Source organism: Stenotrophomonas sp. Sm6012, assembly GCF_030985895.1.
In the GTDB taxonomy this organism is placed as follows: domain Bacteria; phylum Pseudomonadota; class Gammaproteobacteria; order Xanthomonadales; family Xanthomonadaceae; genus Stenotrophomonas; species Stenotrophomonas forensis.
In genome coordinates, this window is the sequence record NZ_JAPTFX010000072.1 from 1 (window position 1) to 22,029 (window position 22,029).

General features: G+C 67.1%; 15 protein-coding genes and 1 pseudogene. 6 read left to right on the forward strand and 10 right to left on the reverse strand.

The annotated features are described in order from the left end of the window. Window positions 1-236: 236 nt before the first annotated feature. The 5 genes from O0J73_RS13260 to lpdA all read left to right on the forward strand — a co-directional run bounded on the left by O0J73_RS13260 (window position 237) and on the right by lpdA (window position 8,316). A complete protein-coding gene (locus tag O0J73_RS13260; protein WP_308308885.1) occupies window positions 237-1,652 on the forward strand; it encodes a cupin domain-containing protein in 1,416 nt (471 codons plus the stop codon). Between the two features lie 9 nt (window positions 1,653-1,661). After that, window positions 1,662-2,558, forward strand: coding sequence for a GNAT family N-acetyltransferase (locus O0J73_RS13265; RefSeq protein WP_308308886.1), 897 nt, complete (start codon window positions 1,662-1,664; stop codon window positions 2,556-2,558). Window positions 2,559-2,744: 186 nt separating this feature from the next. Further along, window positions 2,745-5,576, forward strand: coding sequence for a 2-oxoglutarate dehydrogenase E1 component (locus O0J73_RS13270; RefSeq protein ID WP_006453251.1), 2,832 nt, complete (start codon window positions 2,745-2,747; stop codon window positions 5,574-5,576). A gap of 40 nt (window positions 5,577-5,616) precedes the next feature. Next, window positions 5,617-6,816 (forward strand): dihydrolipoyllysine-residue succinyltransferase, encoded by a 1,200-nt coding sequence (gene sucB, locus O0J73_RS13275; RefSeq protein WP_308308887.1) that lies wholly within the window; start codon window positions 5,617-5,619, stop codon window positions 6,814-6,816. Window positions 6,817-6,879: 63 nt separating this feature from the next. Beyond that, a complete protein-coding gene (gene lpdA / locus O0J73_RS13280) occupies window positions 6,880-8,316 on the forward strand; it encodes a dihydrolipoyl dehydrogenase (protein ID WP_008264626.1) in 1,437 nt (478 codons plus the stop codon). Window positions 8,317-8,398: 82 nt separating this feature from the next. On the opposite strand, the gene O0J73_RS13285 is transcribed toward lpdA, so the two are convergent. Further along, on the reverse strand, window positions 8,399-9,268 hold the full coding sequence (locus O0J73_RS13285; protein ID WP_308308888.1) for a LysR family transcriptional regulator: 870 nt from the start codon (window positions 9,266-9,268) through the stop codon (window positions 8,399-8,401). Window positions 9,269-9,390: 122 nt separating this feature from the next. On the opposite strand from O0J73_RS13285, the gene gstA reads away from it, so the two are divergent. Further along, entirely contained in the window at window positions 9,391-9,993 is a 603-nt protein-coding gene (gene gstA, locus O0J73_RS13290) for a glutathione transferase GstA (RefSeq protein ID WP_308308889.1), read from the forward strand. Window positions 9,994-10,055: 62 nt separating this feature from the next. Here gstA and O0J73_RS13295 read toward each other — a convergent pair whose 3' ends face one another. The 9 genes and pseudogenes from O0J73_RS13295 to O0J73_RS13335 form a co-directional block, all read right to left on the reverse strand. Next, window positions 10,056-10,307 (reverse strand): hypothetical protein, encoded by a 252-nt coding sequence (locus O0J73_RS13295; protein ID WP_197564290.1) that lies wholly within the window; start codon window positions 10,305-10,307, stop codon window positions 10,056-10,058. After that, a complete protein-coding gene (locus O0J73_RS13300; protein WP_005410275.1) occupies window positions 10,304-10,516 on the reverse strand; it encodes a hypothetical protein in 213 nt (70 codons plus the stop codon). Before O0J73_RS13300 ends, O0J73_RS13295 begins: the two co-directional genes overlap by 4 nt. 169 nt (window positions 10,517-10,685) lie before the next feature. Next, complete coding sequence (locus tag O0J73_RS13305; protein WP_308308890.1) at window positions 10,686-12,275, reverse strand: alkaline phosphatase D family protein; 1,590 nt, start codon at window positions 12,273-12,275, stop codon at window positions 10,686-10,688. Continuing rightward, complete coding sequence (locus tag O0J73_RS13310) at window positions 12,275-14,518, reverse strand: TonB-dependent receptor (protein ID WP_308308891.1); 2,244 nt, start codon at window positions 14,516-14,518, stop codon at window positions 12,275-12,277. The genes O0J73_RS13305 and O0J73_RS13310 overlap by 1 nt, the downstream gene beginning before the upstream one ends. Before the next feature lie 174 nt (window positions 14,519-14,692). Further along, window positions 14,693-16,123, reverse strand: a complete 1,431-nt coding sequence (locus O0J73_RS13315; RefSeq protein WP_005410278.1) for a replicative DNA helicase — start codon at window positions 16,121-16,123, stop codon at window positions 14,693-14,695. Between the two features lie 213 nt (window positions 16,124-16,336). Then, complete coding sequence (locus O0J73_RS13320) at window positions 16,337-16,897, reverse strand: NAD(P)H-dependent oxidoreductase (RefSeq protein WP_008264531.1); 561 nt, start codon at window positions 16,895-16,897, stop codon at window positions 16,337-16,339. Between the two features lie 66 nt (window positions 16,898-16,963). Further along, window positions 16,964-18,912: pseudogene (asnB, locus tag O0J73_RS13325) on the reverse strand (asparagine synthase (glutamine-hydrolyzing)). Between the two features lie 3 nt (window positions 18,913-18,915). Then, window positions 18,916-21,195, reverse strand: coding sequence for a thiamine pyrophosphate-dependent enzyme (locus tag O0J73_RS13330; RefSeq protein ID WP_308308892.1), 2,280 nt, complete (start codon window positions 21,193-21,195; stop codon window positions 18,916-18,918). 62 nt (window positions 21,196-21,257) lie between these two features. Next, a complete protein-coding gene (locus tag O0J73_RS13335) occupies window positions 21,258-21,914 on the reverse strand; it encodes a glutathione S-transferase family protein (RefSeq protein ID WP_053451350.1) in 657 nt (218 codons plus the stop codon). Between the last annotated feature and the right edge of the window lie 115 nt (window positions 21,915-22,029).

Here is a 22,029-nt window from a genome sequence, read left to right on the forward strand (position 1 = left end):
GCATGGATGCCGCGGCCAAGCCCCCAGGGATGGGTTCACGGCGTCCCCCGCGCAGCCCACCCGCCCGGCCAAGCGCGGCTTTTGATTGTGAACCACCCCGCCACGAGGGGCTCCGCCGTTGGCCGGAACCCCCGCGACAAACCCGCGCACGTGCGCAATCCCGGCGAACGGCGGACAATGGAGACCTCAGGCGGCCCGCCGTGCCGCCCTCCCGCTTTCTGCTGCAAGGATTCCCCATGGCCGCCCGCAAGTCCTCCGCCCCCCTGATCGAAGTCACCGCACGCCCCGGCCAGCCGCTGGGCATGGCCCCGGCCGTCTTCCTGCGCGATTTCTGGCAGAAGCGCCCGTTGCTGATCCGCAACGCCTTCCCGGATTTCCAGACCCCGGTGCAACCGGAAGACCTGGCGGGCCTGGCCTGCGAGGAAGGCGTGCTGGCGCGCCTGATCGAACATGACAAGGCCCAGGATGGCTGGCGCGTGCGCACCGGCCCGTTCCAGGAAGACATCTTCCCCGCCCTGCCCGACCACGACTGGACCCTGCTGGTGCAGGACGTGGACAAGTGGGACAAGGACGTGCGCGCGCTGATCGAGCATTTCAGCTTCCTGCCGCGCTGGCGCATGGATGACGTGATGATCAGCTTCGCCGCCACCGGTGGCTCAGTTGGCGCGCACGTCGACCAGTACGACGTGTTCCTGCTGCAGGCCCATGGCCATCGCCGCTGGCAGATCGACGCCAGCGAATCGATCAAGGGCAAGCAGCCGCCGCTGGGCTTCCGCCCGGACGTGGAACTGAAGCTGCTGAAGGTGTTCAAGCCGACCCACGACTGGGTGCTGGCGCCGGGCGACATGCTGTACCTGCCGCCGAACGTGCCGCACCACGGCGTGGCTGAAGACCCCTGCCTGACCTTCTCGTTCGGCATGCGCGCGCCGTCCTCGGCCGAGCTGATCAGCGACTACCTGGATACCCTGATCGCCGATGCCGACGAGAACATCCGCTACCAGGATGCCGACCTGAAGGTGCCGGCCGACCCGAACGAGATCGACACGGTGGCGATGGCCCGGGTGATCACCGCGCTCAATGCCATCCGCATGAACGACCCGGACAAGCTGGGCGACTGGTTCGGCCGCTTCATCACCACCTACCGCGCCGCCGGCGAAGTGATGGCCCACCAGGCCGCACCGGCAGCGGAAGAAGTGGTCCAGGCCCTGGCTTCGGGCCTGCTGCTGCAGCGCCATCCGTGGGCGCGCCTGGCCTGGCGCCGGGCCAAGCGCGGTGCCAGCCTGTACGTCAGCGGCCAGGACTTCGCGCTGCCGGTGAAGGACGCGCAGCGCCTGGCCGGTGCCGAGCAGCTCGACGCCGCGGCCTATCGCGGCCTGTCCGACAAGGGCCGTGCCGTGGTCCAGCGGCTGCTGGTCGGCGGCGTGTTCCAGCTGATCGACCCCAACGAGCTGTATGACGCCGAAGACGAGGACGACGGCGAGGACAGCGTGGTGCTGGGCGAGGTGGTCGAAGGCCGTGACCGCGTGGATGCGATCGACGACAACGCGGTGTCCGACGATGTCCACACCGTGACCGTGCATGACGACGGCATCGAGGTCATCGTCAACTTCGAGGATCACGACGAAGACGACAGCGACGACGACCGCGCCTGAGCCATCGCGATGATCCGGGTCCAGCAGGTCAGCCACGCCGACGCCCACGTTGCGATCCACGACGTGCGCCGGCGCGTGTTCGTGCAGGAACAGGGCATCGCCGCCGAGCTGGAACGCGATGCGCTGGACCCGGTCAGTGCCCATGTGCTGGCGCTGGACGCTGCCGACCGGCCGATCGGCACCGGCCGACTGGCGCCAGACGGTCGTATCGGTCGCATGGCGGTGCTGGCCAGCCATCGCAGCCACGGGGTGGGTGAGGCCCTGCTGCAGGCCCTGGTCGAGGCCGGGCGCCGGCTCGGCCTGGCCGAACTGCACCTGCACGCGCAGCTGCCGGCCCGGGCGTTCTATGCCCGCCACGGCTTCCTGGCCGAGGGCGATGTATTTGAAGAAGCAGGCATCGGCCACCAGCAGATGCGCCGCCGGCTGGGCGCGGCCAGCGCCATCGACAGCCGTGCCGAAGCAGTGGACATCACCACCGCCATCGTCCATCGCGCCCGCCGCCAGCTGTGGCTGCACAGCCGCCAGCTGGACCCGGGCCTGCTCGACACACCGCCCGTGCAGGCCGCCCTGCGCCGATTCGTCACCGCCCGCCACGACAAGCAGCTGCGGGTGATCGTGCACGATGCGGCGGCGATCGCCTCGGCCGGAGCGCCCCTGCTGGCGCTGGCCCAGCGCCTGCCCAGCGTGATCCAGGTCCGCGAGGTCTGCGACCCGATCGACCGTGCGCTGGCCTCGGCGTGCATGCTCAACGACGCCGGCGACTTCTACTTTCGTCTGATCGGCCACCGCCTCGACGGCGAGGCCGGCATCGCGCTACCGGCACGTTCGCAGCCGTTCGAGCAGCAATTGCAGCGTGTCTGGGACCGTTCGCGCGATTGCAGCGAACTTCGCGCGCTCGGCCTCTGAGCGGAGCGGGCTGCCCCAACCTGTCTGGAAGCGGCACCGGTGGACCTGCGATGCCTCGGGCGGCGCCCCTTCGTGTCCGGTTGGGGGTACAATTTGGCTGTTTGAACGCGCCCGCGCAGGGCTATTCATCTTCCTGCCGGGTCCTTCTGAAGCCATACCCCACAAAGCGAATCAACACCCTCCATCGTGGACAATCAACTGAAGCAGTTTGCGCAATCTTCGCAACTCGCCGGCGGCAACGCCTCCTATGTCGAGGACCTGTACGAGCAGTACCTGGTCTCCCCGGATAGTGTCGATCCCAAATGGAAAACCTACTTCGACGGCTTCAAGGGCCGCGAAGCAGGTGACATTCCGCACTCGGCCGTCATCTCCCACATTGCGGACGCGGCCAAGGATGCGCTGAAAGCCGGCACCGGCAACGGTGCGGGCGACGAGCGTGAGCGCAATGTCGGTCGTCTGATCACCGCCTACCGCTCGCGCGGCCATCTGGACGCCCGCCTGGACCCGCTGGGCCTGACCACGCCGGTCAACACCCCGGACCTGGGCCTGCCGTTCCACAGCCTGTCCGATGGCGACCTCAACAGCGAATTCAGCACCGGCGGCGTCGGTGGCCAGCCGCGCATGAAGCTGCGCGACCTGCTGGCGCGCCTGAAGGCGACCTACACCGGCTCGATCGGTGCGGAGTTCATGCACATCTCCGAGGTCGAGCAGCGCCAGTGGATCTACAAGAAGCTGGAAGCGGCCGGTGGCAACTACCAGCTGGACGCTGACACCCAGCGCCGCACCCTGGAGCGCCTGACCGCCGCCGAGGGCCTGGAACGCTACCTGCACACCAAGTACGTCGGCCAGAAGCGCTTCTCGCTGGAAGGCGGCGACTCGCTGATCCCGATGATGGATACCATCATCCGCAGCGCCGGCAAGGATGGCGTCAAGGATGTGGTGATCGGCATGGCCCACCGCGGCCGCCTGAACGTGCTGGTCAACACCCTGGGCAAGAACCCGCGCAAGCTGTTCGACGAATTCGAAGGCAAGTTCGAGCACGACGAGCACGCCTCCGCCGGTGACGTGAAGTACCACATGGGCTTCTCGGCCGACGTCGCCACCGACGGTGGCCCGGTGCACCTGGCGCTGGCGTTCAACCCGTCGCACCTGGAAATCGCCGACCCGGTCGTGGCCGGTTCCGTGCGTTCGCGCCAGGAGCGCCGCAAGGACACCGCGCGCAAGCAGGTCATGCCGATCCTGATCCACGGCGACGCGGCCTTCTCCGGCCAGGGCGTGGTCATGGAGCTGTTCCAGATGTCGCAGGCCCGCGGCTTCGCCGTCGGCGGCACCGTGCACATCGTGGTCAACAACCAGGTCGGTTTCACCACCTCCAACCCGCTGGATACGCGCTCCACGCGCTACGCCACCGACGTGGCGAAGATGATCGCCGCCCCGGTGCTGCACGTGAACGGCGATGATCCGGAAGCGGTGGTGTTCGCCGCACAGCTGGCCTTCGAGTTCCGCCAGACGTTCGCCAAGGACGTGGTGATCGACCTGATGTGCTACCGCCGTTGGGGCCACAACGAGGCCGACGAGCCGGCAATCACCCAGCCGCTGATGTACCAGGTGATCCGCAAGCACGCCACCACCCGCGAGATGTACGCCGAGCAGCTGGAAAAGGCGGGCGTGATCGCCGCCGGCGCCGGCAAGGCGATGGTCGATGCCTACCGCGAGAAGCTGGACGCCGGTGAAGTGACCACCGAGCTGGCCAAGGTCGAGAAGACCCCGCCGAGCAGCCCGCTGTTCGTCGATTGGCCGAAGCTGCTGGAAGGCAAGCTGTCCGACCCGGTCTCGACCAAGGTCGAGAAGAACAAGCTGGTCGAGCTGGCCAAGCTGATCAACACCGTGCCGGACGAAGTGCAGCTGCACTCGCGCGTGGCAAAGGTCTACGACGACCGCCGCAAGATGGCCGCCGGCGAGATCCCGGGCGACTGGGGCTTTGCCGAGAACCTGGCCTACGCCACCCTGCTCGACGAAGGCCATGCGCTGCGCCTGGTCGGCCAGGACGTCGGCCGCGGTACGTTCACGCATCGCCACGCAATCCTGCACGACCAGAAGACCGACAACTACTACATGCCGCTGCGGCAGCTGGTGGATTCGCCGGAAAAGGCCACCGTCATCGATTCGCTGCTGAGCGAAGAAGCGGTGATGGCCTACGAGTACGGCTTCTCCACCACCGATCCGAACACGCTGTGCATCTGGGAAGGCCAGTTCGGCGACTTCGCCAACGGCGCCCAGGTGGTGATCGACCAGTTCATCGCCGCCGGTGAAGCCAAGTGGGGCCGTATTTCCGGCCTGACCCTGCTGCTGCCGCATGGCTACGAAGGGCAAGGCCCGGAACACAGCTCGGCGCGCCTGGAGCGCTTCCTGCAACTGTGTGCGCTGGAGAACATGCTGGTGGTGGTGCCGTCGACCCCGGCACAGGCCTTCCACATGCTGCGCCGCCAGCTGCACCTGACCACCCGCAAGCCGCTGGTGGTGATGTCGCCGAAGTCGCTGCTGCGCCACAAGCTGGCCGTGTCGACCCTGGACGAACTGGCCAACGGCGAGTTCCAGCACCTGATCGGCGATGCCAATGCCGATGCCAAGAAGGTCAAGCGCGTGGTGCTGTGCTCCGGCAAGGTCTACTACGACCTGCTGGAAGACCAGACCAAGCGTGGCCAGGACGACGTGGCGATCATCCGCGTGGAGCAGCTGTATCCGTTCCCGCGTGCGCTGCTGGCCGCCGAACTGAAGAAGTACGGCAAGGCCACCGACGTGGTGTGGACGCAGGAAGAACCGCAGAACCAGGGTGCGTGGTACCAGATCCGCCACCACCTGCAGTTCTGCCTGGCCGATGGCCAGAACCTGCACTACGCCGGTCGCGCACGTTCGGCTTCGCCGGCTGCCGGTCACATGGCTGACCACGTCCGCGAACAGCAGCAGCTGGTCGCCGATGCACTGGTCAACCCGTTCAACGACACGTTCGCTGAATAATCCTCCCCCTATTTAGAAGACAAACCAGGAAGCTCCCGCAATGGCCACCGAAGTCAAAGCCCCGGTACTGCCCGAATCCGTCGCCGACGGCACCATCGCCACCTGGCACAAGAAGGTGGGCGACGCCGTCAAGCGCGACGAAAACCTGCTTGACCTGGAAACCGACAAGGTCGTCCTGGAAGTGCCGTCGCCGGTCGACGGCGTGCTCAAGGAAATCAAGTTCGCCGAAGGCTCGACCGTGACCTCCAGCCAGGTCGTGGCGATCATCGAAGAAGGCGCCGTGGCCGCTGCCCCGGCTCCGGCCGCTGAAGAGAAGAAGGCCGAGGCCGCGCCGGCCGCTGTGGCTCCGGCTGCTGCTGCCGCTCCGGCTCCGGCCGCCAAGTCGGCCGCCGACGCGCTGCCGCCGGGCGCCCGCTTCACCGCCATCACCGAAGGCGTGAACCCGGCCGACGTCGACGGCACCGGCCGCCGCGGCGCGGTGACCAAGGAAGACATCGTCAACTTCGCCCGCAACGGCGGCGCCGGCAAGGCCGGTGGCGCACGTCCGGAAGAGCGCGTGCCGATGACCCGCATCCGCAAGCGCATCGCCGAGCGCCTGATGGAGTCGAAGAACTCGACCGCCATGCTGACCACCTTCAACGAAGTCGACCTGTCCAAGGTGTCGGCGGCGCGCAAGGAGCTGCAGGACGAGTTCGTCAAGGCCCACGGCATCAAGCTGGGCTTCATGAGCTTCTTCGTGAAGGCCGCTGCCAACGCGCTGCAGCGCTTCCCGCTGGTCAACGCCTCGATCGACGGCGACGACATCATCTACCACGGCTACTCGGACATCTCGATCGCCGTCTCGACCGAGAAGGGCCTGGTCACCCCGGTCCTGCGCAACGTCGAGCGCATGTCGTTCGCCGACATCGAGAAGACCATCGCCGACTACGCCAAGAAGGCGCGTGACGGCAAGCTGAGCCTGGAAGAACTGCAGGGCGGCACCTTCACCGTGACCAACGGCGGCACCTTCGGTTCGCTGCTGTCGACCCCGATCATCAACCCGCCGCAGAGCGCCATCCTGGGCATGCACGCCATCAAGGAGCGTCCGATCGCCCAGAACGGCCAGGTCGTGATCGCGCCGATGATGTACCTGGCGCTGTCCTATGACCACCGCATCATCGACGGCAAGGATTCGGTGCAGTTCCTGGTGGACATCAAGAACCAGCTGGAAAACCCGGGCCGCATGCTGTTCGGCCTGTAAGACACCTCCCGCCCCTCCGCGCCTGCGCGGAGGGGTTCTGGTAATGCATCAAGGAATAATTCAATGGCTGAACAATTCGACGTCGTCGTCATCGGTGCCGGCCCGGCCGGTTACCACGCTGCCATCCGTGCGGCACAGCTGGGCCTGAAGACCGCCTGCATCGACGCAGCGCTGGGCAAGGACGGCAAGCCGGCCCTGGGCGGCACCTGCCTGCGCGTGGGCTGCATCCCGTCCAAGGCGCTGCTGGATTCCTCGCGCCAGTTCTGGAACATGGGCCACATCTTTGGCGACCATGGCATCAGCTTCAAGGATGCCAAGATCGACGTCGAGGCGATGGTTGGCCGCAAGGACAAGATCGTCAAGCAGTTCACCGGCGGCATCGGCATGCTGTTCAAGGCCAACAAGGTCGCCGCCTACTACGGCTTCGGCGAACTGCAGCCGGGCAACGTGGTCAAGGTCACCCAGCATGACGGTTCCATCGTCGAGCTGAAGGGCACCAACGTCATCATCGCCGCCGGTTCGGATTCGATCGAACTGCCGTTCGCCAAGTTCGACGGCGAGACCATCGTCGACAACGTCGGCGGCCTGGACTTCACCGAAGTGCCGAACCGCCTGGCGGTGATCGGTGCCGGCGTGATCGGCCTGGAACTGGGCAGCGTGTGGAAGCGCCTGGGCGCTGAAGTCACCATCCTGGAAGCACTGCCGGAGTTCCTGGCCGTGGCCGACGCCGAAGTGGCCAAGACCGCTGCCAAGGAATTCAAGAAGCAGGGCCTGGACATCCGCCTCGGTGCCAAGGTCTCCAAGACCGAGATCACCGGCAAGGGCAAGAAGAAGGAAGTCGTTGTCACCTACACCGACAGCGAAGGCGAAAAGACCCTGACCGTGGACAAGCTGCTGGTGGCCGTCGGCCGTCGCGCCGCCACCAAGGGCCTGCTGGCCGAAGGCACCGGCGTCAAGATCAACGAACGCGGCCAGATCGAAGTCGACGCGCACTGCCACACCGGCGTCAACGGCGTGTGGGCGGTCGGCGACTGCGTGCGCGGCCCGATGCTGGCGCACAAGGGCTTCGAGGAAGGCATCGCGGTGGCTGAGCTGATCGCCGGCCTGCCCGGCCACGTCAACTTCGACACCATTCCGTGGGTCATCTACACCGAGCCGGAACTGGCCTGGGTCGGCAAGACCGAAGCCCAGCTGAAGGCCGAAGGCATTCCGTACAAGGCCGGCAGCTTCCCGTTCGCCGCCAACGGCCGTGCCGTGGCGATGATCGAGCCGGCGGGCTTCGTGAAGATCCTGGCCCATGCCGAAACCGACCGCATCCTCGGCATGCACCTGGTCGGCGCCAACGTCTCCGAGCTGGTGCACGAAGGCGTGCTGACCATGGAGTTCAGCGGCTCGGCCGATGACCTGGCCCGCATCTGCCACGCCCACCCGTCGCTGTCGGAAGTGATCCACGACGCGGCGATGGCGGTCAGCAAGCGCGCCATCCACAAGGCGAACTGATCGTTCGCTGGTAGTGGGGGGCGGGCGGCGGGCCCCCCCCCCCCACCCCAGCAATCAAAAAACCCCGCCTCGGCGGGGTTTTTCATTGGCCACGCAGCTCGTCCAGCAACAGCCGGGTCGCCGGCGATGCCTTTCCGGCATCCGAACTGACAAGACCGAACACCCGCTGGATGAGCGGCCGTAGCGGCATCACCCGCAGGCCATGCCGGTCCCCAGGCAGCGTGGATTCGGGCACCAGCGAAACGCCCAGCCCTTCGCGGACCAGCACACAAGCACTGGTCCAGTCGCGTACGGTTACCCGTACGTCTGTCATTTCCAGGCCAGCGTCACTCATCAAGCGCTGACCATTCACCGCACAGCCGCCCGTTGCAAGGATGAAGGGTTCGGCCGCCAGCTCGCTCAGCGCCACCCCGCTCCCGGTGGCGCGACGCACCAACGGATGCGCCTGCGGCAGCACCGCCATCCACCCATCGCTGCCCAGTGCCAGCGGGTCTCGATCAGCAGCGGGGTTCATCACCACCCCGGCATCGACCATGCCGGCTGCCAGCCAGTGCTCGACCTCCACGTCGGTACCTTCCACGGTCACCACCTCGATGCCCGGGTGACGCCGCCGGAAATCACGCAACAGCGGGGGCAACACGCCCGAGATGATCGAAGGAAAGCTGGCCAGGCGGATGCGGACTCCACTCACCCCGCGGCTGTCGTCGGCCAGCGCGCGGATGGCCTGCAGGCCGCCCAGCATGCTGCGTGCGTGTTCGATCACTCGCTGCCCCAGCGCGGTGATCTCCACCTGACGTCGCTCGCGCACGAAGACCGCAAAGCCCAGCGAGGCCTCCAACTGGGCCAGTGCCTGGCTGGCACCGGATTGGCTGATGCCGACGCGATCGGCGCCGCGCGAGATGGTTCCCTCGTCGGCCACCGCAACCAGCAGACGCCAATGGGCAAGATTCATCATGGCAGGCAGTAGCCCAGCTTATGGCATGGAAATCGAAGATTGATTTTACCGGATACCGCCGCGCCAGCAGACTGCCCTGCATCGGCTTTCCCAGCCGCTCTTCCCTCTCGAGATCGTCCATGAAGCTGTACTACACGCCCTACACGTGCTCGCTGTCACCCCACATCGTGCTGCGAGAGCTGGGGCTCCCGTTCGAACTGGTCAAGGTCGACAACGCGACCAGGCAGACCGCCGATGGCCGCGATTTCCGTACGATCAACCGCAAGGGATACGTTGCCGCGCTGGAGCTGGACGACGGCCAGGTGCTGACCGAAGGCCCGGCGATCGTCCAGTTCCTGGCCGACCTGAAACCCGAATGCGCGCTGGCCCCGCCCGTCGGCAGCTGGGAGCGGGTACGGCTGCAGGAGTGGTTGAACTTTGTCACCAGCGAAATCCATGCCGGTTCAGCACCACTGTTCAATGCCGCACTGCCGGAAGAGGCCAAGGCATTCTTCCGTGCAAAACTCTTCAAGCGCTTCGATCTGCTGCAGGAAACCCTGGCACAACAGGATTTCGTGATGGGTTCAAGCTTCAGCGTGGTCGATGCCTATCTGTTCACCGTGCTTGGCTGGTGCCGCTTCTTCTCCATCGATCTGGCGGCGTGGCCGGCACTGCCTGCCTACACCCGCAGGGTCAACGCGCGACCGGCCGTGCAGGCAGCGCTGCGTGCCGAAGCGACATGATGTGAAGCCGTGCCCCTGCCTGGCTTGGCCGTTGTGGAGAGCAGCCGGGCATGGGCTCGGCGCTACGCCTTTCCAGCCGGCTTCTTCGGTGGATCGTCGCAGATCTTGTGCTGCACCACCGTATCGCCGGCCTTCCATTCCTTCACCACCCGGCAGCGCTCCCGGGCTTTCGGTGTCGCCGCCGCTGCGGCATCCGCTTCGTCAGCAGCCGCGGTCTGCTGGCGCTCGAGCCAGGCAGACGACGGCGGCACAGCCGGTGCAGCGAGCGCGGGCAGCGCAATCAGCGCCAGCGCGGCCAGCAGCAGCGCCCTCATGCGGCCACCGGGCCGCCACCGAGCAGGCGTGCCGGCAGCATGAACAGCGCGCGCAGGAACGCGAACAGCGCCGAGAAGGTGATGCCGACCAGGCGGAACGGCAGGCTCAGCAGCCACACGAACGGCCAGGCGATCAGGGCGAGGATCGCCAGCGGCCAGCACAGCACGAACAGCAGGCACCACACACCGAGCGCGAACAGGGTCTTCATCACGGTCTCCTTGGGGCGGCACCCTGCCGCCTGTGGACACCATGGCGCCCCGCCCTCGCTGCCCGCAAACGGTTTGCGACGAAACCCAGGCTGGGGGCGATGAAACCGGTGGTGGGGAAACCGGAGATTCAGGAGGTTGCCGGCCAGCGGCCGGCACTACCGAACGGATTCACACCGGCAGTGCGCCCGGGCGGCCATGGGCCAACTGGAAGCGTGCGGCCGTGCGTACCGGTGCATCCGCGCGCAGCACGCTGTCGGCGAAACGCAGCTCGGCGTCCACCGTCTGCCGGTTCAGCTGCAGCTTCCACCAGCCACGGCGATCACCATCGAAATAGCGGATATGCGGGTTCTGCGGAATCGACGGACCGTAGTACGGGCCATAGGGCGTATCGTCGCCGCCGCTGCTGATCGCCGGGGCAATGAACTCGGTAGCCAGCACCGGGGCATCGGCCGTGTCGAAATCCAGCTTCAGGTCGTTGACGAAGGTGGAATGCCAGTCGCCACCGAGCACGATGGCGTTGCCCTGGCCGCCTGCCTGCAGGGCCTGCAGCAATCGTTTGCGTGCGGCGGGATAGCCATCCCAGGCGTCGTTCCAGAAACGCTCGCGCGGCGTGCCGCCGTCCAGCCGCAGCTGCGCCATCAGCAGCTGCTGCACCACCACGTTCCAGCGCGTGCCCTGCGCGGCGGCCATCGACTGTGCGAACCACGCCTCCTGGCCTGCACCGAGCATGCTCATGCGCGGGTCCAGTGCGGCGTCACAGCGTGGTGACTCACCGACGCCACAGGGATTGGCGGGGCGGAACTGCCTACAGTCGAGCAGGGTCAGCTGTGCCAGATCGCCGTAGCGCAGGCGCCGGTGCACGCGCAGGCCGCCATTGCCGGTCGGCGCGCTGCGCATCGGCAGGTGTTCGTAGAACGCACGGTAGGCCGCGGCGCGGCGCACGATGAAGTCCTCGGTCGATACGCCGGGCTTTTCCGGGTGGATGCCGGAGTAATCGTTCTGCACCTCGTGGTCATCCCAGATCACCGCGAACGCGTGTGCGGCGTGCGCGGCCTGCAGATCCGGATCGAGCTTGTACAGCGCGTACTGGTCACGGTAGCGCTGCAGGCTGACCGTCTCGCCGCTGAAGCGCTCGGCATCCAGCGTGCGCCCGCGTGCGTTCTGCAGCGGGCTGTATTCGTACAGGTAGTCACCGGCATGCAGCACCAGGTCGACATCGCTCTGTGCGATGTCGCGCAGCACCGGATAGTAGCCACTGTTCCAGGCCTGGCAGGTGCACAGCGCCAGCCGCAGCTGCTGCAGTTGCATGTCCAGCAGCGGCGCGGTGCGGAAGTGGCCGACCGCGCTTTCCTCATCGCCATCGCAGGCGAATCGATAGTAATAGTCGCGGCCCGGGCGCAGGCCGTTGACCTCCACGTGCACCGAATGGGCCAGCTCCGGCGCCGCGGCGGCAACGCCACGCTGCACCAGCCGGCGCATGCCCGGGTCTTCAGCCACGAACCAGCGCACCGGCACCGCCCGCGACGGCATGCCGCCACCGTTGAGCGGGTCCGGGGCCAACCGCGTCCACAACACGGCTCCCTGCGGATCCGGATCGCCGGCGGCAATGCCGAGGGTGAACGGATCACGCCCCAGCCGCGGCCGTGGGCCGGCCGTGGCCAGCCCCGGCATCGCCGCCAGCGCGATCGCCGCCCCCGTGCCCTGCCACGCCATGCGCAGCAGGCGACGACGGCTTTCCGGATCGACAGGCCCGCGCATCAGAAGCGCACGGTGGCGGTGGCCATCACCTGGCGCGGTGCACCGACCTGCATGGTCGCCAGGCTGCGGGTCGGGTCGGCGGCATAGGTGCCGTTGGTGTTGATCGACGACAGGTAGCGCTTGTCGGTCAGGTTGGTCAGGTTCAGCGCCACGGTCAGGTTCTGCGCCGGGCCCAGCGTGCCGAAGTCATAGGCCACCGAGGCGTTGACCAGCCAGTAGCTCGGCACCGACACATCATTGGTGTAGGTCACGTAGCGCTTGCCGACATGGTTGGCCGACAGGCGCATGTCCCACGGGCCCGGGGTCCACGCCAGGGTGCTGGCGAACATCCATTCCGGGGTGTCGACGGTCTTCTTGCCGCGGGTCGGCACCACGCCGTTGTTCACGTAGTCGTTGTCGTAGGTGCTGTCATTCCACGACAGCGCGTTGGACCAGGCCAGGTCCTGCATCGGCTTCAGCTGCAGGGTCGCCTCGGCGCCACGGCTGGTCACCGAACCGACGTTGGAGAACAGCGCCGGGCAGCCGAGGATGCCCACGCATTGGGCGATCGCCAGCAGGCGGTTGTCGAACTTGACGTCGTACACCGCAACCGAGGCTTCATAACCCTGGCCGTAGCTACGCCAGCCCAGCTCCAGCGTGCGCGACTGTTCCGGCTTCAGGTTCTGTGCGCTGGCATCGAACGCCGCCTGCGGCACGTTGAACGGGCTGCCCACGCCCAGCGCATAGGCCGCGATGTTCTTGGCGAACGAACCGAAGATCTCGTTGCCTTCGTTGAGCTTGAAGTTGAAGCCGGCCTGCGGCAGGAAGCCCTTCTTGGCGGTCAGGCTGCTGTTGTTGGCATAGCTGCCCAGCGGCGTGCGCACGCTGGTGCGGGTGTGCGGCGACTTCGCACCGATGTCGATGGTCAGGCGGTCATCGAACAGGCGGAAGCGGTCCTGCACGTAGAACTGGCGGGTGATGGTGGTGTAGCGCTGGTGCCACACGCGCTGGTCAGGATTGCGCAGGAAGAAGTCGTCGGTGATCGGGCCGTCGATGTAGTAGAAATTGCGCTGCACGCTGTGGCCGTTGTCCTCGTACCAGAGGCCGGCTTCGAGTTCGTGGCCGCCGACATTCCAGGTGAATGCCGAGGTCACGCCAGTGCGGTCGATCGCGTATTCGGTGGTGCGGATCGAGATCGGGATCTCGCGGCTGGTACCCGGGTTGGACGGATTGGACGGGCTGAACCAGTGGCCCTGGCCGCGGTTGCTGTGGTTGTAGACGTTGACCTTCAGCCGCATCGATTCGTTCAGGCCAAAATCGCCGGCGATGCTGGACAGGTCATCGTTGCGCAGGCCATGGCCAGAGTAATACGCATCCCACGGGCTGTTGACGCCGCCGCTGAATCTGCCACGTGCGGCAGCGACGGCGCGATCCCAGTCCGGCGCGTAGTTGTCCCAGCCCCAGCCGAGGCGATCGATCATCTCCAGCGACAGGTCCTGGTAGTCCGCTTCGACGCGCCGCGAGACATTGAACAGCGCGGTGATCCTGCTGTCCGTACCGAAGTTGTAGGTCGCCTTGCTGTTGAACTGTTTCAGCTCCTGCGAGCCCTTGCCCTTCCACTTGTCGCCTTCGGAGTACACACCGGACAGGTAGGCGGCAAACCCCTGGTGCTCGCCCGTCTCCAGGCGTGCATAGCTGCGGCGCGCATTGTCACTGCCGAAGCCCTGCGCCAGCACCACGCCGAACTCGGTGGACGGATCGATCGAATAGAACTGGAACACGCCACCGAGGTTGCTGGTGGACGGGGTACCCAGCGCGCCGATACCGGTGGAGACGTCGGCACCGCCGAGGTTCTCGCTGATCACCGCGCGGCTGATGTGCAGGCCGTTGCTGTTGCCATAGGCCATGTTGCCCAGCGGAATGCCATCGAGGGTGTAGCCGAGGCGGTTCTGGTTGAAGCCGCGCAGGCTGATGGTGGTGGACCATTCGTAGGCGCCGGTGGCATCGGCCGATTCGAAATGCACGCCCGGCTTGCTCGCGAGCAGCTTCAGCGGATTGGCGCCGGGCGGCAGCACCTTCATGTCCTCGGCGGTCACGCGCTGTACCTGGCGGGCTTCGCCGCGGCCGATCACCGAAATCGAATCGAGCGTGGTGGCCGACTGCGCGTCGGTGTCGGGAGCGATTTCAGCAGCGGCCAGCGACGGCAGCGAGGCACAGACCAGCAGGGCCAGCAGGTTGCGGCGAAGCGGAGCGTGGGACGGCATGGGGGCGGATTCCTTGGGCACGCTGGACGCCGAAGGGCGGCGTCGAAAGGGCAGCAGCGGCGGAATCGTAGAAGCGGCGCGTTACATGTCATTTACACGCCACGTACGGAAGTCTGGCGTTTCGAATGGTCTTCCGGCCGTGGCGTGACTGCCGGCCAGCGGCCGGCACTACGGTTATTCGAACGAACCGACCGAGTCGTGGGCCAGGTTGTCAAAACGCGTGTACTCACCGAAGAACTTCAGCTTGCACGAGCCGGTCGGGCCACCACGGTGCTTGCCGATGATGATCTCGGCCAGGCCCTTGTCCGGCGAGTTTTCCTTGTTGTAGTAGTCGTCGCGGTAGATGAACACGATCATGTCCGCGTCCTGCTCGATTGCGCCCGATTCACGAAGATCGGCCATCACCGGGCGCTTGTCGGTACGCGTTTCCAGCGAGCGGTTGAGCTGGGACAGCGCGATCACCGGCACGTGCAGTTCCTTGGCCAGGCCCTTCAGCGAACGCGAGATTTCCGAGATTTCGGTCGCGCGGTTCTCGCTGTTGCCGGGCACGCTCATCAGCTGCAGGTAGTCGATCACCACCAGGCCCAGGTCATGCTCGCGCTTGAGCCGGCGGCACTTGGAGCGCAGCACTTCCGGCGACACGCCCGGCGTATCGTCGATGAAGATCTTGGTTTCCTTCAGCATCTTGATCGCACTGGTGACGCGGCTCCAGTCCTCGTCTTCCAGCTGGCCGGTACGCAGGCGCTGCGCGTTGATGCGGCCGTTGGAGGAAATCAGGCGCATTGCCAGCTGCGAGGCCGACATTTCCATCGAGAACACCGCCACACCCTTCTTCGACTTGATCGCCGCGTACTCGGCGATGTTCAGCGCGAAGGTGGTCTTGCCCATGGCCGGGCGCGCGGCGAGGATGATCAGGTCGGTCGGCTGCAGGCCGGCGGTCATCGCATCGAAGTCGTTGTAGCCGGTTGGCAGGCCGGTGATGTTGCCGCCGTTCTCGAAGCGGTTGCGCAGTTCTTCGAAGGCGTCCTTCAGGGCGCCGGGCATCGCCACGAAATCAGTACGGCCACGTGCGCCCTGCTCGGCGATGGCGAACACGCTCTTTTCCGCCGAAGCCAGCAGCTCGCTGCTGTCACGGCCCTCGGGCTGGAAACCGTCGTTGACGATGTCAGTACCGACCTGGATCAGCTGCCGCAGCACCGCCTTGTCACGCACGATCTCGGCGTAGGCCACGATGTTGGCCGCCGACGGCGTAGTGCTGGCCAGCTCGATCAGGTAGGCGCCGTCGCCCACCAGCTCCAGCTTGCCCTGCGATTCGAACCACTCGCCCAGGGTGACCGCGTCGAACGGCCGTTCGCGCTCGGACAGCTCGCGGATCGCGCGGTAGATCATCTGGTGATCGCGGCGGTAGAAATCGCCTTCGGTCAGCTGGTCGTTGACCCGGTCATATGCTTCGGGCGCCAGCATCAGGCCACCCAGCACCGCCTGCTCGGCCTCCACCGAATGCGGCGGTACCCGCAGCTGATCGATGCGCGATTCATCGCGATCACGATCAAAACCATCGCCGCGCTCTCTGCGGTTGGAACGGAAGCCGGAACGGGCGGACATGCTGCGGTGTTTCCTGCAAAAGTGGACCAGACGAGTGTAGGCATGCGCCGACCCCGGCGGCCATGGACAAGCCTGTGGATAAGCCGTGGAGAAACGGGGGATATCCGCCGATGCCTGGCCAGACTGGCGCGGGGGTGTCGCACTGCCTGCGACGGGTGCCATTGCGGCACCCGAGCAGGTCATTATCGCAGATGGGGGCGGCGGCCGCTGGCGTCAATCGCCCTTGACGTGCACCGCGATCAGCGACAGGAACCGGTCCACGTAGCCCTGCAGGAATTTCTGCGTGCCCTCGTTGTGGATCGTGCCGTCGGCATCGATCAGGCCGTCCTTGAAGTGGATGAACGCCTCGGGCTGGCCGAGCACATGCATGTCGAGGAAGGCCAGGCTGTTGCGCAGGTGCTGCTGGGCCACGGCGGTGCCGATCTGGCCGATGGAGGCGCCGATCACCGCCGCCGGTTTGCCGGCAAACGCACTGTCACCATACGGTCGCGAGCCGATATCGATGGCGTTCTTCAGCACGCCCGGCACCGACCGGTTGTACTCCGGGGTCACGAACAGCACCGCGTCGGCGGCGCGGACCTGGTCCTTCAGCCGCGTGCCCTGCGGCGGATAGTGTCCATCGAAGTCCTGGTCATACAGCGGCAGGTCGCCGATCTGCACGTACTGGAAGCGTGCACGCTGGCCGGCGATCTTCTCCAGCGCATGGGCCAGCTTGCGGTTGCAGGAGTCCTTGCGCAGGCTGCCAACGAACACGGCGATGGTGGGGATGGACATCGGGACATACTCCTCACGGTGCGGGAGGCCCAGCCTAGTCGCCGGCCCCGTGCGCGCCGGTGAAGATCAGCGGCCGGTCACGCCCGCCCGCACCTGCCGCCAATGCGCCTGCCAGGCCTGGAACATCAGCACGTTCCACAGGTGGGTATGCCACTTGCGCTGCCCGCCGAGGAACTGCTGCCACAGCGGCCGCACCGCCGCCGCCGACAACACGCCCTCGCGCTCCAGGCGCGCCGGCTGCAGCAGGTCTTCGGCCCACGGCCGCAGGTCACCCTTCAGCCAATCGCTGACCGGCGCACCGAAGCCACGCTTGGGCCGGTGCACCATCGACTGCGGCACGTAGCGGCCAAGAACACGCTTGAGCAGCACCTTGCTGGTGGTTTCGCTGCGCTTGAAGCCCAGCGGCAGTGACCAGGCGAACTCGGCCACGCGCCAGTCCAGCAACGGCGCACGCGCCTCCAGGCTGACCGCCATCGAAGTGCGGTCAACCTTGCACAGCAGATCATCCGGCAGGTAGGTCACGTAATCGGCCAGCATCATCGCGTCGGCCGGCGTGCCGGCGCCGTGCAGCGGGTCGGCCAGGTCGTAGAAGCTGCCCGCCGCCTGCGCACCCGGCACCGCTGCGGCCGGGTCGCGCCAGCGCGAGATGCGGTTGCGGTACACATCGCCGATACCGCGCGCACCGGACTCGGCCAGCAGTGCGGCCAGGCCGCCCGTGCGCGAGGCCTCGCCCTGCTGCTGCGAACGCGCGCCCATCCAGCGCCGCAGCGGCCCCGGCACGCGGCCCAGCATCTGCCAGTTGCGGAGCGCGCGTACATAGCGGGTGTAACCAAAGAACAATTCATCGCCGCCGTCACCGGACAGCGCCACCGTCACGCCCTGCCGGGCCAGGCGCGCGACCAGCGCGGTCGGCACCTGCGAGGCATCGGCGAAGGGCTCGTCGAACATCGCCGGCAACTGCGGCACTACCGCCAGCGCATCGGCACCGCTGACATACAACTCGGTATGGTCGCAGCCCAGGTGCGTCGCCAGCTCCCTGGCCAGCGGCGCCTCGTCGTGGCCCGAGCCGGTGAAACCGATGCTGAAACTGTGCACCGGCTGCCCGCTCTGGGCCTGCATCAGCGCCGCCACCAGCGACGAATCGGTGCCGCCGGACAGGAACACGCCTACCGGTACGTCGGCCACCATGCGCAGCGCCACCGCATCGCGAAGCAGCGTGTCCAGCTGCTCCTCGGCCTCTTCGATACGGCCCTGGAACGGCGCCGCCAACGCCGCCTGCATGCGCGCCCGCGCATCCCAGAAAGGACGTTGCGCCTGCTCCGGGCGGTGCGCGGCCGCACCGGCCGCCACGGTCGCTGCATCCAGGCGCAGCACGCGACCCGGCATCAGCTTGTAGCAGCGCTGGTGGATGCTGTGCGGCGCCGGGATGTAGTCCAGCCGCAGCAGCAGGGTCAGCGCATCGCGGTCGATGTCGTTGTCGAACGCCGGATGCTGCCACAGCGCCTTCAGTTCAGAACCGAACACCAGCGTGTCGCCGGCCCAGCCGTAGTACAGCGGCTTCTTGCCGACCCGGTCGCGGGCCAGCCACAGGCACTGTTCCTGACGGTCCCACAGGGCGATCGCGAACATGCCGTTGCAGCGCTGCAGGGTGTCTTCGATGCCCCACTGCAGGATCGCTGCCAGCAGGACTTCGGTGTCGGAGTGGCCGCGGAAGGTATGGCCCAGCGGTTCCAGCTCGGCGCGCAGCGCAGCGCAGCGAAGTTGTAGACCTCGCCGTTGTAGGCCATCACATAGCGACCGTCGGCCGAAGCCATCGGCTGGTGGCCCAGCGGGGACAGATCGAGAATGCTCAGGCGGCGGTGCGCCAGCGCGATGCCGGCCCCGGCATCGACCCAGCGGCCACCATCATCCGGCCCGCGGTGGTGCAGCGCCTCGCCCATCGCCAGCACCTGCGCCTGCAGTACCTCGGCCGACGCCACGGGCGCCGGCAACAACATTCCCGCCAATCCACACATGCATCAGGGTTCCTGCGCCAGTTCAAGGGCGGCGCCAATCACTGCATTGTCGCTTGGAAGCCCGAACATTGCTGCCCCCGCCAGCGGGGTATAGGTATCGGCACCGCAGACCCGGCGCAGCGGCAGGTGGCCGAAGCCGGCCTCGACCAGCGCGGTGACCACGCCCTCGCCCACCCCGCCGCTGTGCCGCCCCTCGTCCAGCACCAGCACCCGCCGGGCACTGGCGGCCTGTGTGGCGATGAAGCCGGCATCCAGCGGCACCAGCCAGCGCAGGTCGACCACCCGCACCTGCCAGCCCAGCTGCTGCTCGATCGCACGCGCCGCACGCAGCGCCATCGGGACGCCGTTGCCATAGGTGAAGACCACCAGGTCCCCGGCGTCGGCGGCGTAGACCCGGCCCTCGCCCGGCACCAGCGCCTGGCCTTGCGCCGGGTAGTCGAACAGCCACTGGCCATCGCCCGCTTCGTGCAGGTCCTTGCTCATGTACAGCGCGATCGGCTCGAGGAACACGGCTACCCGCCCATCCACCCGCGCCAGCGCCGCCAGCGTGCGCAACATCATCACCGCATCGTCGCCACGCGACGCGCAGCCGACCACCAGGCCCGGGATGTCGCGCAGCGCGGTGATCGAGTTGTCGTTGTGGAAATGGCCGCCAAAGCCCTTCTGGTAGCCCAGCCCGGCCACCCGCACCAGCATCGGGTTGCGGAACTGGTCGTTGGAGAAGAACTGCAGCGAGCAGGCTTCGCCGCGCACCTGGTCGATGGCGTTGTGCAGATAGGCCAGGTACTGGATTTCCGGGATCGGCAGCATGCCCATGTTGGCCAGGCCCTGGGCCATGCCCAGGATCATGGTTTCGTCCAGCAGGGTGTTGAACACACGGCGCGGGCCGAACCGGCGCAGCAGGTCCTTGCTGACCGTATACACCCCGCCCTTCTGCGCCACGTCCTCGCCGAACAGCAGGCTCTGTGGGTACTTGGCCAGCAGTTCCTGCAGGCCGTGGTTGATCTGGATCGCCAGATGCCGCGGTGCCTGTCGCTCCGGCAGCGCCTCGGCACCACCGTACAGCGCCTCGCGCGCTTCGTCGGGAACCTCACGCCGGGCTTCGGCCAGCACCACCGCCGGCGTGTACGGCGCCAGTGGCGCCATCACGTCCTGCAGCGACTGCAGCTTCGGGCGGCTTTCGGCCTCGGCGGCGGCGGCCATGCAGCGCGCGCGCATCGTCTCGTAGGCGACCTCGATGGCGGCGGCATCCATCCAGCCCGACTCCATCGCGATCTGCGCCGAGCGCAGCAACGGGTCCTGCGCCTCGGCCGCGCACAGCTCCGGCAACGCGCGCCATTCCACTTCAAAATCGGTACCGGCATGGCCCATCAGGCGCGTGGTGCGCAGATGCAGGAAGGTCGGCCGCCGGGTACGACGGCAGTGCTCCACTGCGGCCTGCACCTGGGCATGGCCGCTGGCCAGGTCCAGGCCATCGGCGAAGAAATAATCCAGCCCGGGCTGGCGGCTGAAGCGCTCGGCAATCCAGCCGTCCGGCGTCTTCACCGAGATGCCCAGGCCGTTGTCCTCGCAGACGAACAGGACCGGTGCCGGCAGCTTCTGGTAGGCCGACCACATCGCCGTGTTGAACGCGGTCTGCGCCGTGGCATGGTTGGCCGAGGCATCACCGAACGAGCACAGCACGATGCTGTCGGCCGGGATCGGCAGCGGCTGCCCCAGCCGCTTGCCACTCTCGATGGCCAGCGCGGTCCCCAGCGCCTTGGGCAGGTGCGAGGCGATCGTCGAGGTCTGCGGCAGTACCCACAACGGTTTGCTGCCCCACACCTTGTGGCGCCCGCCGCTGGCCGGATCATCGGCGCTGGCGGCGAAGGACAGCGCGGCATCACGCAGCGGATCGATGCCCGGCACCTGCCGCGAACGCTCGACCATGAAGGCGCCCGAGCGATAATGCAGGAACGCCGGATCGGTATGCCGGGTAGCGCGTGCCAGCAGCGCGTTGCCCTCATGGCCGGAGGAACCGATGGTGTAGAAGACCTTGTTCTGCACACGCAGCACGCGTGCCATCAGGTCCAGCTGGCGGCTGGCCAGCTGCGAATCGAACAGGTCGGCAAAGGCCGCGGCGGTGAGCGTGCTGCCAGGCAGGATCGGTGCCTCCGGTGCCGGACGCTGGCGTGGGGTACCGCGCCAGCCACGTACCGCATCGAGGAAATTGGCGTCGCACACGTCGGCGCGGTTGAGCACGCGCATGCGCGCGGGAATCGGATCTGGAACCACAGCAAACATCGAACACCCTCCGTGTCGTTGTTGCGTTCCGCCGGACGTGGCCCGGCGCTACCCTGTGGAACTCATGCAGCGTCGAAGCGTGCGCGCACCTCTGCGGTCACGGCCGGCATTGGCAGGAAGCGCGGCTGCCCTCGCACGCGCTGCAGCCAGGCGCGCACCTCGGGGAACGGCGCCAGGTCGATGCCGCCCTCGCCGGCCACGTCGGTGTAGGCGAACAGCGCGATGTCGGCGATGCCGTACTCGCTGCCGGTGAACCAGGGCGCCTGGCGCAGGTGCTGCTCCATCACCGCCAGTGCGGTGGCGGCACGCTCGTGCAGCCTCGGCAGTTCAGCGCGGCGTGGCGAATCGGGGGCCGTCCAGCCACGGATGAAGCGCGCCACCGCCACGCACGGCTCATGCGTGTACTGCTCGAAGAACATCCAGCTCAACGCCTGCGCGCGCTCCCAGCCGTCACTGGGCAGGTACGGCGTGCCTTCGGCCAGCCAGAACAGGATCGCGTTGGACTCGGTCAGCACGCGGCCGTCGTCACGCACGATCAGCGGCACCTTGGCATTCGGGTTCAGCGCAAGGAACTCAGCGGTGTGGGTCTGGCCATGGGCACTGTCCACTTCCACCCAGCGGTAGCGGCTGCCGAGCTGCTCCAGCAGCAGGCGTACCTTGTGGCAATTGCCCGAGACCGACATGCCATGCACCGTCAGCGGGACGCGCTCTTCCACCATCGCCTGCTCCATCGGATCCGGCCGGCGGCCGGCTGCGTGCAGTCTGGCAAGCGCGCCGGTGAATGCCAAGCGCGGGTGCAGCATGCCCACGCGGTAGTGCCGGCCAGCGGCCGGC

Coding starts and splice junctions, on each gene's coding strand:
- O0J73_RS13260 (WP_308308885.1), top strand. CDS start 237: ATGGCCGCCCGCAAGTCCTCCGCCCCCCTGATCGAAGTCACCGCACGC.
- O0J73_RS13265 (WP_308308886.1), top strand. CDS start 1,662: ATGATCCGGGTCCAGCAGGTCAGCCACGCCGACGCCCACGTTGCGATC.
- sucB (WP_308308887.1), top strand. CDS start 5,617: ATGGCCACCGAAGTCAAAGCCCCGGTACTGCCCGAATCCGTCGCCGAC.
- lpdA (WP_008264626.1), top strand. CDS start 6,880: ATGGCTGAACAATTCGACGTCGTCGTCATCGGTGCCGGCCCGGCCGGT.
- O0J73_RS13285 (WP_308308888.1), bottom strand. CDS start 9,268: ATGAATCTTGCCCATTGGCGTCTGCTGGTTGCGGTGGCCGACGAGGGA.
- gstA (WP_308308889.1), top strand. CDS start 9,391: ATGAAGCTGTACTACACGCCCTACACGTGCTCGCTGTCACCCCACATC.
- O0J73_RS13295 (WP_197564290.1), bottom strand. CDS start 10,307: ATGAGGGCGCTGCTGCTGGCCGCGCTGGCGCTGATTGCGCTGCCCGCG.
- O0J73_RS13300 (WP_005410275.1), bottom strand. CDS start 10,516: ATGAAGACCCTGTTCGCGCTCGGTGTGTGGTGCCTGCTGTTCGTGCTG.
- O0J73_RS13305 (WP_308308890.1), bottom strand. CDS start 12,275: ATGCGCGGGCCTGTCGATCCGGAAAGCCGTCGTCGCCTGCTGCGCATG.
- O0J73_RS13310 (WP_308308891.1), bottom strand. CDS start 14,518: ATGCCGTCCCACGCTCCGCTTCGCCGCAACCTGCTGGCCCTGCTGGTC.
- O0J73_RS13315 (WP_005410278.1), bottom strand. CDS start 16,123: ATGTCCGCCCGTTCCGGCTTCCGTTCCAACCGCAGAGAGCGCGGCGAT.
- O0J73_RS13320 (WP_008264531.1), bottom strand. CDS start 16,897: ATGTCCATCCCCACCATCGCCGTGTTCGTTGGCAGCCTGCGCAAGGAC.
- O0J73_RS13330 (WP_308308892.1), bottom strand. CDS start 21,195: ATGTTTGCTGTGGTTCCAGATCCGATTCCCGCGCGCATGCGCGTGCTC.
- O0J73_RS13335 (WP_053451350.1), bottom strand. CDS start 21,914: ATGGTGGAAGAGCGCGTCCCGCTGACGGTGCATGGCATGTCGGTCTCG.